At 72.3% G+C, this 13,028-nt stretch carries 10 protein-coding genes and 1 pseudogene; 6 read left to right on the top strand and 5 right to left on the bottom strand.

Translation table 11 applies throughout. The annotated features are described in order from the left end of the window. Positions 1-393: 393 nt before the first annotated feature. Positions 394-1,827 carry an aminotransferase-like domain-containing protein gene (locus ACWGR4_RS26380; RefSeq protein WP_452128734.1) on the bottom strand — a complete coding sequence of 478 codons (1,434 nt, stop codon included), beginning with the start codon at positions 1,825-1,827 and terminating at the stop codon, positions 394-396. 691 nt (positions 1,828-2,518) lie between these two features. On the opposite strand from ACWGR4_RS26380, the gene ACWGR4_RS26375 reads away from it, so the two are divergent. The 4 genes from ACWGR4_RS26375 to ACWGR4_RS26360 all read left to right on the top strand — a co-directional run bounded on the left by ACWGR4_RS26375 (position 2,519) and on the right by ACWGR4_RS26360 (position 8,173). Continuing rightward, positions 2,519-4,054, top strand: coding sequence for a DUF885 family protein (locus ACWGR4_RS26375; RefSeq protein ID WP_452128733.1), 1,536 nt, complete (start codon positions 2,519-2,521; stop codon positions 4,052-4,054). Between the two features lie 169 nt (positions 4,055-4,223). Next, the gene (locus tag ACWGR4_RS26370; RefSeq protein ID WP_452128732.1) at positions 4,224-5,504 is read left to right on the top strand and encodes an LCP family protein; all 1,281 of its coding nucleotides are present in this window, start codon (positions 4,224-4,226) and stop codon (positions 5,502-5,504) included. A gap of 201 nt (positions 5,505-5,705) precedes the next feature. Beyond that, the gene (qcrB, locus tag ACWGR4_RS26365; protein ID WP_452128731.1) at positions 5,706-7,448 is read left to right on the top strand and encodes a cytochrome bc1 complex cytochrome b subunit; all 1,743 of its coding nucleotides are present in this window, start codon (positions 5,706-5,708) and stop codon (positions 7,446-7,448) included. A gap of 86 nt (positions 7,449-7,534) precedes the next feature. Further along, a complete protein-coding gene (locus ACWGR4_RS26360) occupies positions 7,535-8,173 on the top strand; it encodes a hemerythrin domain-containing protein (RefSeq protein WP_452128730.1) in 639 nt (212 codons plus the stop codon). 328 nt (positions 8,174-8,501) lie between these two features. Here ACWGR4_RS26360 and ACWGR4_RS26355 read toward each other — a convergent pair whose 3' ends face one another. Next, on the bottom strand, positions 8,502-9,314 hold the full coding sequence (locus ACWGR4_RS26355; protein WP_380003876.1) for a LysR family substrate-binding domain-containing protein: 813 nt from the start codon (positions 9,312-9,314) through the stop codon (positions 8,502-8,504). Between the two features lie 58 nt (positions 9,315-9,372). Here ACWGR4_RS26355 and ACWGR4_RS26350 point away from each other — a divergent pair, with 58 nt between their 5' ends. Beyond that, positions 9,373-9,810, top strand: a complete 438-nt coding sequence (locus tag ACWGR4_RS26350; RefSeq protein WP_380003875.1) for a DUF5997 family protein — start codon at positions 9,373-9,375, stop codon at positions 9,808-9,810. 80 nt (positions 9,811-9,890) lie between these two features. Here ACWGR4_RS26350 and ACWGR4_RS26345 read toward each other — a convergent pair. From ACWGR4_RS26345 to ACWGR4_RS26335, 3 genes and pseudogenes are all read right to left on the bottom strand, one after another. After that, positions 9,891-10,302, bottom strand: a pseudogene (locus tag ACWGR4_RS26345) (TolB family protein); the annotation flags it as partial. 110 nt (positions 10,303-10,412) lie between these two features. Continuing rightward, positions 10,413-11,345, bottom strand: coding sequence for an alkaline phosphatase family protein (locus ACWGR4_RS26340; RefSeq protein ID WP_452128729.1), 933 nt, complete (start codon positions 11,343-11,345; stop codon positions 10,413-10,415). Positions 11,346-11,628: 283 nt separating this feature from the next. After that, positions 11,629-12,450: a phosphatase gene (locus ACWGR4_RS26335; RefSeq protein WP_380003873.1), complete on the bottom strand. Its 822-nt coding sequence runs from the start codon at positions 12,448-12,450 to the stop codon at positions 11,629-11,631. A 367-nt stretch (positions 12,451-12,817) separates the two neighbouring features. Here ACWGR4_RS26335 and ACWGR4_RS26330 point away from each other — a divergent pair, with 367 nt between their 5' ends. Then, the gene (locus ACWGR4_RS26330; RefSeq protein WP_380003872.1) at positions 12,818-12,985 is read left to right on the top strand and encodes an SflA family class IV lanthipeptide; all 168 of its coding nucleotides are present in this window, start codon (positions 12,818-12,820) and stop codon (positions 12,983-12,985) included. Positions 12,986-13,028: the final 43 nt, after the last annotated feature.

Genomic DNA, 13,028 nt, shown 5'->3' with positions numbered 1-13,028 from the left:
GAGCGGGGGCGGCGCGGAGCGGGGGCGGCGCGGAGCGGGGGCGGCGCGGAGCGGGGGCGGCGCGGAGCGGGGGCGGCGCGGAGCGGGGGCGGCGACCGCGCCCGTTGGGCGTCGGTCACCGGAGTTGTGGGCTGGAGGCGGGAGTTGCCGCCCGGACACCGCAACGGCCGACCCGACACGAGAGTTGCCGTCCGATGCCGGAGTTGCTGCCGGGGGGTTGGTTATGGGGGGTCAGAGGCGTTTCGACTCGGTCCAGGCGGGAGTTGCCGCTCCGACACCGGGACTGCGGGCCGGACACGAGAGTTGCCGCCCCGACACCGCAACCGCCGGCCCGGCGTGAGAGTTGCCGTTCGGACGTCGGAGTTGTCGGCGGGTGGGGTTGGGTTGTGGGGGTCAGAGGGGGTTCGACTCGGACCAGGCTGTGGTCAGGCGGGTGGTGACCTGGTGTAGGACCTCCGGGTCGAAGGCGAAGGGGACGCGTACGAAGGTGTCGTGGGTGCCGGTGGCGTCCATGGCGGCGCCCGGGACGACCTCGACGCCGTGGCGCAGGGCGATCTGGGCGAAGATTCGGGCGTCCGTGCCGGGTGGGAGTTCGATCCACAACACCGAGCCGCCGGTCGGCGAGTGTACGCGCCACGTCGGCAACGCCTCGGCGAACAGTCGCCGCGCGGTGTCGAGTCGGGCCCGGCGCAGCGCCGCGCGCGAGGCGCTCAGGGCGGGCAGTTCGGGGAGCAGCCGGGCCGCCAGTGCCTGGTCGAGCAGCGGCGTGCTCAGGTCGGACCCGGCCTTGAGCCGGGCCAGCGGTTCGATCACCGTGCGCGGCGCGCGTACCCAGCCGATCCGCAACCCGCTCCAGACCGCCTTGGACAACGACCCCACGGTGAGGATCGACCCGCCCCCGGCATGGGCCGCGATCGGCGCCGGCACCTCGCCGGGAGCGGCGGCGGCCGCGTGCGCGCTGTCCTCCAGGACGGTGACCCGGTGCTCGGCGGCCAGTTCGGCGATCCGGCGGCGGCGCGAGGTGGACGTCAGCACGCCGGTCGGGTTGTGGTAGGTCGGCATCACGAACAACAGCGCGGGCCGATGCTCGGCGAGCGCGCGGGCGAGCAGGTCGATCCGCAGGCCCTCCTCGTCGAGGCCGACCGCGACCAGCCGGGCGCCCGCCGCCCGGAACGTGTCGATGCAGCCCGGCCAACTCGGCGACTCGATCACCACGCACGCCCCCGGGCGCACGAACAGCCGGGTGGCGAGCACGATCGCCTGGGTCGCGCCGGTGGTGACCAGGACCTGGTCCGGCCCGGTCGGCAACCCCTGCGCCGTGTGGTGCGCGGCGATCGCGGCCCGGAGCGCGGGGAGGCCGGCCGGGTGGTAGCCGGTGTCCCGGAGCAGCCCGGGCAGGTCCTCCCGAACCAGGTCCAGCAACGCCGCCGCCAGATCGGGCCCGTCGGCGTCGGCCGCGTGCCCCAGCGAGATCACCTCACCCGGCCCGGAGACCATCCGCTGCACCAGCGCCGTCGCCTGCCCACCCGGCACCCGTCCGTCCCCGGCTGCGGCCGGCACCTCGGGCCGGAGCGCCACGCTGGTTCCGCTCCCCCGCCGACTCTCCACCAGCCGGTCCGTCCGCAGCGAGTCGTACGCGGCGACCACCGTCGCCCGACTCACCGCCAGCGCCTTCGCCAACCGCCGCTCGGCCGGCAACCGCGCCCCGGCGGCCAACGCCCCGTCCGCGATCAGCCGCGCCGTCGCCCGGGCCAGCCCCCGGTAGAGCACCCCTTCGCCCACCGTCCAGTCCCCGAGCAATTCGACCAACTCCGCCGGCTCGACCACGGACCGCACCGAAGGCCCGGTCACGGGACGGCCCGGAACCACAGGCCGCACGGAGGGCGCGGAGCCCGCGGACCGGGCGGCCCGCCCCGCGCGGACAGCGCGAACCGGCGGGGCGGACACACCGGAACGACCAGGCCGGCCGGGCGCGTCGGAGCATGCGAACCGCGCAGCCCCATCACCTCCGCCGGGCTGCGCAACGACGGACGAGGGACGCACGGGCCGAGCAGCCCCGCCGAACCGCGTGGCGGGCGCAGCGGACGCGGACCGCTCGGGCCGCGTAGCGGGCGCCCCTGGCGGCGACTGCGGGAGTGGCGCGGGCGGCGGGGGCGGCGAGGGCCGCAAAGGCCGCACCGGCCGTGCGGGCTCCGCCACCCGTCCCGACTCCGGCGACCCGACCCGCTCGGCTTCGTCATTCCCGTCGGCTCCCTCGATCCCGTCAACCCCTCCAACCACCGCGCCCCGCCGACCCCTTCGACCCCCGCCGCCATCAACCCAGCGGCCCCCTCGCACCCCTCGCCCCGGCCACGCCGCCCGCCCCACCACGTCCACCGGTCCGACCCGCCCGCCTCCATCGGCCCCCAGCACCCCCGCATCCGGCCCGGTCCACCTCCGTCCGCATTGGCCCGGTACGAACGCGCGTCGGGTGGCCAGGCTGGTCCGGTCACAGCAGCGCACAGTACTGGAGCAGCACATGAGTTCGGCCCGCCCCCTGGACGCCCGTCTCGCCGCGATTTGCGACGCGTCCGTGTTCGCCGCGCGGGAGAGCGCCGGTCGACACGAGTACGACGGCACCCTCCAGGACCTCTCCCCCGCCGGCGTACGCCGCGCCGTGGCCGCGCTCGGCGGACCACCCGGAACGAACGCCTACCCCGACCCCTACGACGAGGCCCTCGCCCGCGCGGCCGAGGGGGCGTTGCGGGTACGGCTGGACGAGTTGGCGCTGTACCGGACCAATCCGATCTGGCACATCGACAACCTCGACCTGTCCGGCTACGACCGCGACTACGCCCCCGCCGACGAGCGCGCGACCACGCGACGGGCGCACCTGGCGGGCTGGCCGGACGGCGTCGACGCGGCGATCGAGGCGCTGGACCGGGTGCCCGCCCCGCTGGCCGCGGCCACCCTCCCGCTCGCCCGCGGCCTGGCGGATTTCGTCACGCCGGGCACGGACGCGGTACACGACGCCGCGCGGGCCGCCCTGGACCGCTTCGTCGACCACCTCGAACACGCCCGCCGGCACGGCCCGCCGTCGGCCGCGCTCGGCGGCGCCGCACTGGCCCGCCTGCTCGGTTCCGCCGAGGCCGTCGATCTGGACCCGGACACCATGACCACCCGCGTCGACGCCGAACGCGACCGGCTGCGCACGATGCGCGACGAGGCCTGCCGTCGGCTCGACCCGCACGCCGAACCCTCCGCCACCATCGCCGCGCTCCAGGCCGACCACCCCGACACCGACCGGGTCATCCCGGAGTTCCGGGCCCTGGTCGAGGACGCCGTGGCGTGGGCCGCAGCGCACGACCTCGTCCCCGACCACGACGTCCGCGTCGAGGTGTTGCCCATGCCCGACGCGCAACGCCGCTCCCTGGCCGGCGCGACCTGGGCCGCCGCGAACGAGGCGGACGCGCCCGGCCGCTTCCACGTCAGCCTCCCGCTCCCCGGCTGGTCCACGACCGAGCGCGACCAGTGGCTGCGTACCGGCTTCAGCCGCAACCTGATGGCCAACATGGTGGTGCACGAGGTGGCCCCGGGACACCTCAGCCACGGCCGCGCCATGCGCCGCGCCGGCAGCGCGGTTCGGCGCACCGTGCTCTCCGAGGTCTTCATCGAGGGATGGGCGCACTACTGCGAGGAGATGGCCCTGGAGGAGGGCTTCCGCACCGATCCGGCGTTCGCGATCGCCGTCGCGCAGGACGCGCTGCGCCGGGTCACCCGCTTCGCCTGCGCGATCGGCCTGCACACCGGCGCGATGACGGTCGAGGACGCGGCCCACCGGTTCACCGAGGACGTGGCACTCGCCGGCCCCGCCGCCCTGCACGAGGCCCGGCGCGGCCTGTTCGACCCCACCTACGGCCGGTACACGTGGGGCAAGTTCGCCGTCCTTGACCTGCGCGAACGGGCCCGCGCCCGCTGGGGATCGACGTTCACCCTGCCCCGCTTCCACGCCGCGATGCTGAACCTGGGCGCACCCCCGCTCGGCCTCCTGGACGCCGCCCTCGATCGAGGCTGACCACTCGGCCGACCCCGTCCCCACCCACCCGGCGCACACCGATTCGCCACCCGCGAACCGGAGTGCGTCGGACACCCATCCACAACAGTTGCTATATTGCGCAACTATAGAAACAAAAATCGAGGCCGATCACTTCGCCTCGACCGAACCACCGGGACGAGGCCGCGCGATGTCGGGAAGTCACAGGTCGGGCGCCAGGCCCGAGTCGGGGCCGCAGCCCGGGATATCCACCGCGTCACCTCGCACCCGCCACCCCCGCCGCACCCGCAGGCGCCGCCGACTCGGCGGCATCACCCTCGCCCTCGTCGTCCTCCTGGTGGCCGGCGCCGGCTGGATCTATCTCCGGCTCAACGGCAACATCCGGACCTTCTCCGCCGACGGCGTCTCCCCCGACCGCCCCGAGGAGACCGGCGGCCGGAACGTGCTGGTGATCGGCTCCGACTCGCGCGCCGGCGGCAACGACGCGTACGGCGGCGGACAGGGCGACGTCGGCCGCTCGGACACCGCGTTCCTCCTGCACGTGTACGCCGACCGCAGACACGCGGTGGCCGTCTCGATCCCGCGCGACGCGCTCGTGGAGATACCCCCGTGCCGACTGCCCGACGGCTCCTGGACCGGACCCGAAACCAACACCGTGTTCAACGCGGCCTTCTCCGTGGGCGACACCACCCGGGGCAATCCCGCCTGTACGCAGAACACCGTCGAGAAGCTGACCGGCCTGCGCGTCGACCACACCGTCGTGATCGACTTCGCCGGCTTCGCCCGGATGACCTCGGCGGTCGGCGGCGTGGACGTCTGCGTACCCACCGACGTCTACGCGGGCGACCTGAACCCCAACCTCCACGCTCGCGGCGAACTGCTGTTCGCCAAGGGCCGTCAGACCGTTTCCGGCCAAAAGGCGCTCGACTACGTACGCATCCGGCACGGCCTCGGCGACGGCTCCGACATCGGCCGCATCCGTCGCCAACAGGCGTTCGTCGCCGCGCTGATCACCCGGGTCAAGGGCAAGGGCCTCGATCCCACGACCCTGTTCCCGCTCGCCGACGCGGCCACCAAGGCGCTGACCGTCGACCCCGGGCTCGGTTCGGTACAGAAGCTGACCTCGTTCGCAATGTCCCTGCGCGACATCGACCTGCACAACACCAAGTTCGTCACGGTGCCGTGGCGTTACCAGGGCGAACGGGTCGCGATCGTCCGCCCCCGGGCAGACATCCTGTGGAGTGCGCTGCGCGCCGACCGCACCGTCGACGGCGAGGACGCGGGCGGCAAGTCCCCGGACCCCACCGTCACACTCGGCCGCACCTTCGCCACCGAGCCACCCCCGACCACCAAACCCAACAAACCCACCGAGCCCACCACCACCTCGACGCCCGCACCCCCACCGGCATCGGTCGTCGACAAGGTCCGCTCCGCCGACGACGACCCGTGCTCCAACCTCTCCTTCGGCTGAGCCCCGAGCCCCGAGCCCTGGGCCCCAACCCCCGTTTCTCACTTGCCCAACCGTCGAATCCCGCCCGCCGAGTCACACTTTCGCCCCGACCCACGTCATATAGCCGAGGACGCGCGGCCCGGACCGCTCCGGGACATCCACCCGGCTCGCACCGGCCGCCGCGCCGCGCACCGCGGATCGAGGACGAGAGGGACGTCGCGCATGAGCGCAGGGGGCATCAGCGCAGAGGGTAACGGCGCGGGCAGCAAGGGCGCGGCAGGCAGCGGCGCAGGAGGCAACGGCGCCGGGCCGCACGCCGGTTCGGCCAAGGGCGGGGAGAACACCCGACTCCCCGTCCCGGACGGCCCGGGCGTCCGGTTCGCCGACGCCATCGACAGCCGACTGGGCATCTACGGCGCGACCAAGAGACACCTGCGCAAGGTCTTTCCGGACCACTGGACGTTCATGCTCGGCGAGATCGCCCTGTACAGCTTCATCGTGCTGCTGCTGACCGGTGTCTTCCTCACGCTGTTCTTCAAGCCGAGCATGACCGAGGTCGTCTACGACGGCTCCTACGTGCCGCTCCAGGGCATCCACATGTCCCAGGCGTACGCCTCGACCCTCGACATCAGCTTCGACACGCGCGGCGGCCTGATGATCCGTCAGGTCCACCACTGGGCCGCGCTGATCTTCATCGCCGCGCTGTTCGTGCACATGTTCCGGATCTTCTTCACCGGTGCGTTCCGCAAGCCCCGGGACCTCAACTGGCTGTTCGGCTTCCTGCTGCTGGTGCTGGCCATGGTCAACGGCTTCACCGGCTACTCACTCCCCGACGACCTGCTCTCCGGCACGGGTCTGCGGATCGCCGAGGGGGTCTGTCTGGCCATCCCGCTCGTCGGTACCTACCTGCAATTCTTCCTGTTCGGCGGGGAGTTCCCGGGCGACGACATCGTGCCGCGCCTGTTCACGATCCACGTCCTGCTGATCCCGGCGATCATGGTCGGCCTGGTCACAGTGCACCTGACCCTGGTCTGGTACCAAAAGCACACCCAGTTCGTCGGCCCGGGCCGGACCGAGAAGAACGTGGTCGGCGCGCCGTTCATGCCGGTCTACGCGGCCAAGGCGGGCGGCTTCTTCTTCCTGGTCTTCGGCGTCACCGCGCTCCTGGGCGGTCTGGTGCAGATCAACCCGATCTGGTCCTACGGCCCCTACAACCCCGGCCAGATCACCGCCGGTTCGCAACCCGACTGGTACATCGGCTTCATCGAGGGCGCCCTGCGCATCATGCCCAACTGGGAGTGGAACCTCTGGGGCCACACGCTCAGCTTCAACGTGCTGATCCCGTCCCTGATCATCCCGGGCGTGTTGTTCACCTTCATCGCCGCGTACCCGTGGGTGGAGAGCTGGATCACCGGCGACAAGCGCGAACACCACATCCTGGACCGGCCGCGCAACATGCCGGTCCGCACCGGTCTGGGCGTCGGCTGGATCGTCGCCTATGGCGTGTTGTGGATCTGCGGCGGCAACGACGTGATCGCCACCCGCTTCCACCTGTCGATCAACACCATCACCTGGATCGGCCGCTTCGCGTTCCTGATCGCCCCGGTCCTCGCCTACCTGGCCACCGTACGCATCTGCAAGGGCCTCCAGCGCCGCGACCGGGACAAGGTCCTGCACGGCCGCGAGACGGGTGTGCTCAAAAAGCTCCCGCACGGCGAGTACATCGAGGTCCACGAACCGCTCGACCCCGCACTGCGGCACAGCCTCACCGCGCATGAGCAGCCCAGGCCGTACACCCTGGTCCCGGCCGTGGACGAGAACGGCGTGGCCCGCCGGGTCACCCGCTCGCAGAAGTTGCGGGTGCGGATGTCGCACTGGTACTTCGCCGAGCCGATCGCCAAGGCCACCCCCGAGGAGTTCCGGGAACTCACCGAGGGGCCCGAGCACCACCACGAACACTCCTGACCGGCGGGGGCGGCCCCTCCCGCAGGCCGCCCCCGCGCACCCCCGCCGCCCACACCGCTCACACCGCCGCCCCGAGGAGATCCGGCATGCCCTCGACCGTCCCGTCCCGTTCGCATCGCGGCCGTACCGCCGACGGTCCGCGCCCCGATCCGCTGCTCATCCACGCGGTCCACCACGCGCTGCGCCGGGACCTGGCCGACCTGGTCGAATGGGCGCGGACCTGCGTGCCGGTGGCCGGCCCCGGGTGGAACCGGTTCCGGGACTACCTCACCCTGCACCACCGCGCCGAGGACGCCACGCTGTGGCCGGTGCTGCGCGAGGCGTCCGGCCGAGGGTCTCCGCTGCACCGGCTGACGGCGGTGATGGCGGAGGAGCACCACCGGCTGGACGAACTGGTGACCACCATCGACGACTGCCTGACCGGACGGGGGCCGGCGAGCCGCACGTTCGAATACGTGACGCAGTTGGACACCGCGCTCACCGCACACCTCGACTTCGAGGACGCGACCCTGCTCCCGTTGATCTCGATGCTGATCACACCCCATGAATGGGCCCACTTCGACGTGGCCCAGCGACAACCGCTCTACTTGGTCGAGGGCGCAGAGTTCCTGTCCTGGCTGGTAAAAGGCGTACCCGCCGATCGCGAACTCGCAATCCGCCACGTGTTCCCACCCGCCGTCCGCCTGACCCACCGCCTCCTGCGCCCGAAACACGTGCGTTGGTAGGGCGGAACGGACGCGGGCGAGGCGAGCGAAGCGCGTGCGCGCGGGCGCGGGTGAGGCGGGTGCGGGTGAGGCGGGTGCGGGTGAGGCGGGTGCGCGTGCGGTGCGGGTGCGGGCGCGGGTGAGCGGGTGCGGGGCGGGTGAGGCGGGTGCGTTGCGCCGTTCAAGCACGGACGACCGACCCAATCAGCGGCCGCGTGACTTGCGCGTTTGCCGAAAGCGGGGCCGGCCGCACCACTGCCCCGGCCCCGCCCGGCCGGCGGCGTGCGTGCGTCGGGGCGCTGGGCTGCCGCCTTTGCCCCGGGCGTTCGAGCGTGAAGGGCCTGCGCGGTCAGCGGCCGCGGGGCTTGCCGCGTTTGCCGGTCTTGCCGGAGCCGGGGCCGCCGCGTGAGCCCCGGCCGGTCGCTCCGCCGCCGGCGCCGCCCGGCTTGCGGCGTGCGTCGGGGCGTTTGGCCGCCGCCTTCGCCGACTTGGGCTGTGGCGGGGTGGGCGTACGTCCGCGCGAGCTGTTCACCGTCCGGCCCCGGACGATCCCGATGAACTCCTCCATCAGCTCGGAGGGCTCACCCTCCGGCCAGGCCAGCGCGACCCGCGACTGCGGCACCTCGGCGGTTCCGGCGGCCTCGTCGACCGTCTCGCCGGCTCCGGCCAGCGGTCGATACGTCAGGTCCTTGCGGTGGTGCAGTCGGGCCAACGACTGCGGGACGATCAGCAACCCCACCCCGGCCGCCACCAGCTCGATCGCGTCCGCCGTGGTCGCCGGCCGCTCCTTGGCCGGCACGCCGGGTGGGCCGGCGGTCCAGTCGAGCGGGTCGTCCAGCGGGTGCAGCAGCACGAAGTCGGCCAGGTCCTCGACGGAGACCTCGTCGACCGCCGTCACGTCGTGGTCCTTGGGGACCACGACCACGGTGGTCTCGGTGTACATGGGGATCGTGTTCAGCCCGGTCCGATCCATCGGCAACCGCACCAGACCCGCGTCGGCGCCCCCGCTCCGCAGCGCCTCGGCCGCCTCGGCGGCGGTCACCGCGAGCAACGCCAGGGACACGTCGGGCAGCCGCTCGTTCCAGATCCGCACCCATTTGGCGGGGGTCACCCCCGGAACGTAGGCGAGCCGGAACGAAGAGGGTGTTTCCGCGCCTGTCACCACGTCAGGTTACCGGCCATGATCGGCGGCACCGCACACGGTCGCTACTCTTGACCCCATGACGTCGCACAAGACCACCCAGACGATGAAGCCCGCGACCGCGGCGAAGAAGCTGGGCGTATACCTCGAGGCCACCCCCGCCGAGTTCCGGGAAGGTGTCGTCTCCCGCGACGAACTGAACGCACTTCAGGCCGACCCGCCGGAGTGGCTGCGCGAGCTGCGCGCCGCCGGTCCGCACCCCCGGCCCGTGGTCGCGGCGAAGCTGGGCGTATCCATCGCCGGGCTCGCGCGCGGCGGGATCACCGAGGCGCTGACCACCGAGCAGATCGACGCGCTGAAGGAGGAGGGCCCGGAGTGGCTGCTCCACGAGCGCGCCGTCCAGGCCGACGTCCGCAAGGAAGCGGTCCGGATCAAGGAGAAGAACCAGGCCAGGGAGGCCAAGGAGCAGGAGCGACCCGCCACGCGCCCCGCCCCGGCCCGTCGCCCCCGCTCCTGACCGGGCCCGGCTGAGCCCGGCCCAACCCCCGACGGTCGCCCGGCCCGCCCGGGCGACCCGTTCCACCCTCGGCGGCCCCGTCAGCCCGGATACACCGGCGCCACCGCCGCCGTCGTCAACCGCCGGGGCGCCCCCGACCCGTCCGCCGGCAGCGCGTACAGATCAGCCCCCGTAGTCGCCCGGCAGCACGTAGACCACCGTATGCGGGTCCAACCACACCACCTGGTCGTCCACGCTGCGCGACTCGGCGAGCGCGGTCTCGGCCATCGAGCGCAGATCGAGGGCGTACAGCCGCCAGGGCGCATCCGCCGACGCGCCCTCGACCCGCTTCTTGTAGACGACGGTGGTCCCGTCCGGCGACAACGACGGACATTCGACGTTGGTGTGCACCGAGGTCACCGTGCGCTCCCGCAGGTCGCCCCGGACCAGGTAGGTATGGCCCCCGGTGGCCATCGTGGCGTAGAAGACCCGGTCGTCGGCGAAGGTCCCCCCAGGCCACGTGCAGCGCGAAGTGGCCGTCGAGGAAGACCCGTTGCCGCCCGACCCGGTCGGTCGGCCCGGCGGGATGGCCAGGAGTACCGCGACTGTCCGCTACACACACGTCACGGGACCCAGACCCCGGTGATGTCGGTGGCGGATCCGGCCTGTCCGGCGTGCGAGGTGCCGTACATGTCCTCGATCGTGCGGAGCAGGTTGTAGTGGTTGTAGGTGGTGGCGCTCGAACTGCCCGCGACCACCTGCTGTCCGTACAGGACGGTCGCGATGCGGTTGCCGCTCAGCCGGTTGTCCTCGTCGAAGGTGACCACCAGGAGGCTGTTGTGCGTCTTGGCCCAGGTGGCGTACGCGCCGAGGTTGTTCTGCAACCAGGTGTCACCCGTGCTCACCGAGCAGTCGTGCATGTCGTTGCACAGGTTCGGGACCACGAAGGAAACCTTGGGCAGGGTGGTGTAGTTCGTCGGGAACTGCGCGAAGGTCTTCGCGGTGGAGGTCGGCACGTTGGAGAAGGCGAACCAGGGGTTGTGCTTGCGCGCGTACTGGCCGCTGGAGCACACGGTCGAACCCTGACTGGGCAACGACTCGTTGTAGCTCGCCCAGGTCGCGCCGACGGCGATCAGTTCCGAGCCGAGGTTGGGGGCGGAGCTGAAGCCGGGGGTGTAACAGCTGTCGTCCGTGATGCCCTGGGTGGAACCGGAGAACATCGCCAGGTAGTTGGGCTGGCTGGGGTGGGTCTCGGCGTAGAACTGGCTGAGGTTGGCGCCGCCGGTCTTCAGCGAGTTGATGTACGGCGCGTTGGAACTGCCGATGACCTGGCTGTAGCCGTGGTTCTCGAAGACCACGACGATGGTGTGATCGGGAGTGGGTATGCTGCCCGCCGCCCGCGCGGTGGGCGCGCCGGCGACGAAGGCCCAGGCGGCGACCAGCGCTGCGGCAAGGGCCGACGCGGCGCGGTTGCGGATGTGGGCGTGGGGATGGCTGCGGACGGGGTGCCTGCGTCGGGATATGGACCAGTCGGACACGGTTGTCTCCTGTGACATCGGAGTGAGTGGAATACCGCGTGCTCGATGGTGCATCCCGGATGCTAGGGAATCATCGGGTTCGCCCGGGAGCATCCCGAACGTGAAGTTCGCGCGAACGAACCACCGGCCGCCGGTCGCCAACCCGTCGATCGAACGTCGATCACCGTGCGACGCACCCGGTCGGACCGGACACGCGGCGCCGGCGTGGGGCACGATGGCGGCGCGGAACACCGGCGCGGAACACGACGGCGGCCCGGGACACGATGGTGTCCCGGGCCGGTCGGTCGGCGGATCGGTGTGGTCAGCGGGCCTCGGCGGACAGGCCGGCGGCGGCCAGGAGGTAGGCGGTCATCGGGGCGTAGTCGCGGGCGTCGACGACGTGGTCGTCCAGCGGCACGGTCACCGTGACGGTTCCCTCGGCCTCGCCGAGGAACAGCGCCGGGTCGTTGCTGTCGGCGAACGCGACCGTGGGGATGCCCTGTTGCCCGGCACGCCCCGCCCAGCCGTGGTCGGCGACCACGAGATCGGGGCGGGGTCGGCCGCTCTCCGCGAGCGCGTCCAGGATCGCGCTCATCGGTTGCGGAGCGTGCGTGTGCCACAGGGTGGCCCCGCGCTCCAGGACCGCGACGCCACCGAACTGGCGGACGTCGCCCCAGGTTTCGTCGTCCCCCTCGGTGGTGCGCAGGTCGCGCGGGATGTCGATGACGGTGGCGCCGGCCGCGGTCAGCGACTCGGCGATGGCGCGGTGTACGTCGAGCAGGCCGCCGGGGTGGCCGGTGGCGACGAGGACGTGCAGTCGACGGGTGGCGGCGTCGCGCAGTACGGCGGCCATCCGGTCGAGGGCGGCCAGGGTCAGCTCGGGGTCGATCGTGTCCTGGCCGGTGCGGTGTGCGGGGTTCGGGTCCACGCCCGCGCGCTCGGCCATCACGGCGAGCACGTCCTCCTCGGTCTTCCAGCGGTCGCCCAGGTCCAGGCCGAGCCAAAAACGCAGGTTTCCGCGGACCAGTTCGGCGTAGTGCCGGAGGTTGACCTCTCGTGGGGTGGCGATCGGGCCCGCGATGCGGGTCGCGACCAGGTGCCGGAGCAACTCGTCGGGCGACGGTGGGATGTTCGGCGTCGTCATGCCGCCATTGTGCGCACACGACAACCACCCGGTGGCCGGCGCCCCCACCCCGGGGGTCGGCGGCGCGGGTACGGGCCCGCCGGCGCGGTGATCGCGTCGGGGTCGGCGTCGGGTCTCCCGCCGGCCCGCGCCCCTGTCCCGGATCGGGCCCGTCGAATCCCGTTCACGCACACGAAATCGCGCCATAAGTCGGCCGATTCGTGACGTTCTCCTTTTGTTGCGCAGCGTGGAGACTATTGGCGCGGAACGGCGGCCCACCCGCCCCACCAGCACCGGAGGACACAGGTGCGGGCGGCGACCGGGGACGGCCGACGACCGCGAAGGTTCGTGTACTGATCTGCCCGCCTCTGCTGCAGGAAGGATCGAAATGAGCCCCGTGATGGTAGAGATCCGCGATGCCGGACCGCTCGACGTCGAGGTCGAGGAGGAACTGGTCGAGTTCGAGGACGAGACCAACCCGGAACGCCGGATCGAGTCGTGTCTGGCCGACCCGTGGGTGACCGCCACCACCCGCGTGGGGTGCGACTGGGCCTGATCGGCCCGTCGCCCGCCGAACACCGGATCCGGCCCGGAGCCCA

This window comes from Embleya sp. NPDC055664 (genome assembly GCF_053618075.1).
Note: the sequence above shows the minus strand (reverse complement) of the source record. Positions and strands in the feature narration are given on the sequence as shown.

Coding starts and splice junctions, on each gene's coding strand:
- ACWGR4_RS26375 (WP_452128733.1), top strand. CDS start 2,519: ATGAGTTCGGCCCGCCCCCTGGACGCCCGTCTCGCCGCGATTTGCGAC.
- ACWGR4_RS26370 (WP_452128732.1), top strand. CDS start 4,224: ATGTCGGGAAGTCACAGGTCGGGCGCCAGGCCCGAGTCGGGGCCGCAG.
- qcrB (WP_452128731.1), top strand. CDS start 5,706: ATGAGCGCAGGGGGCATCAGCGCAGAGGGTAACGGCGCGGGCAGCAAG.
- ACWGR4_RS26360 (WP_452128730.1), top strand. CDS start 7,535: ATGCCCTCGACCGTCCCGTCCCGTTCGCATCGCGGCCGTACCGCCGAC.
- ACWGR4_RS26350 (WP_380003875.1), top strand. CDS start 9,373: ATGACGTCGCACAAGACCACCCAGACGATGAAGCCCGCGACCGCGGCG.
- ACWGR4_RS26340 (WP_452128729.1), bottom strand. CDS start 11,345: ATGTCACAGGAGACAACCGTGTCCGACTGGTCCATATCCCGACGCAGG.
- ACWGR4_RS26335 (WP_380003873.1), bottom strand. CDS start 12,450: ATGACGACGCCGAACATCCCACCGTCGCCCGACGAGTTGCTCCGGCAC.
- ACWGR4_RS26330 (WP_380003872.1), top strand. CDS start 12,818: ATGAGCCCCGTGATGGTAGAGATCCGCGATGCCGGACCGCTCGACGTC.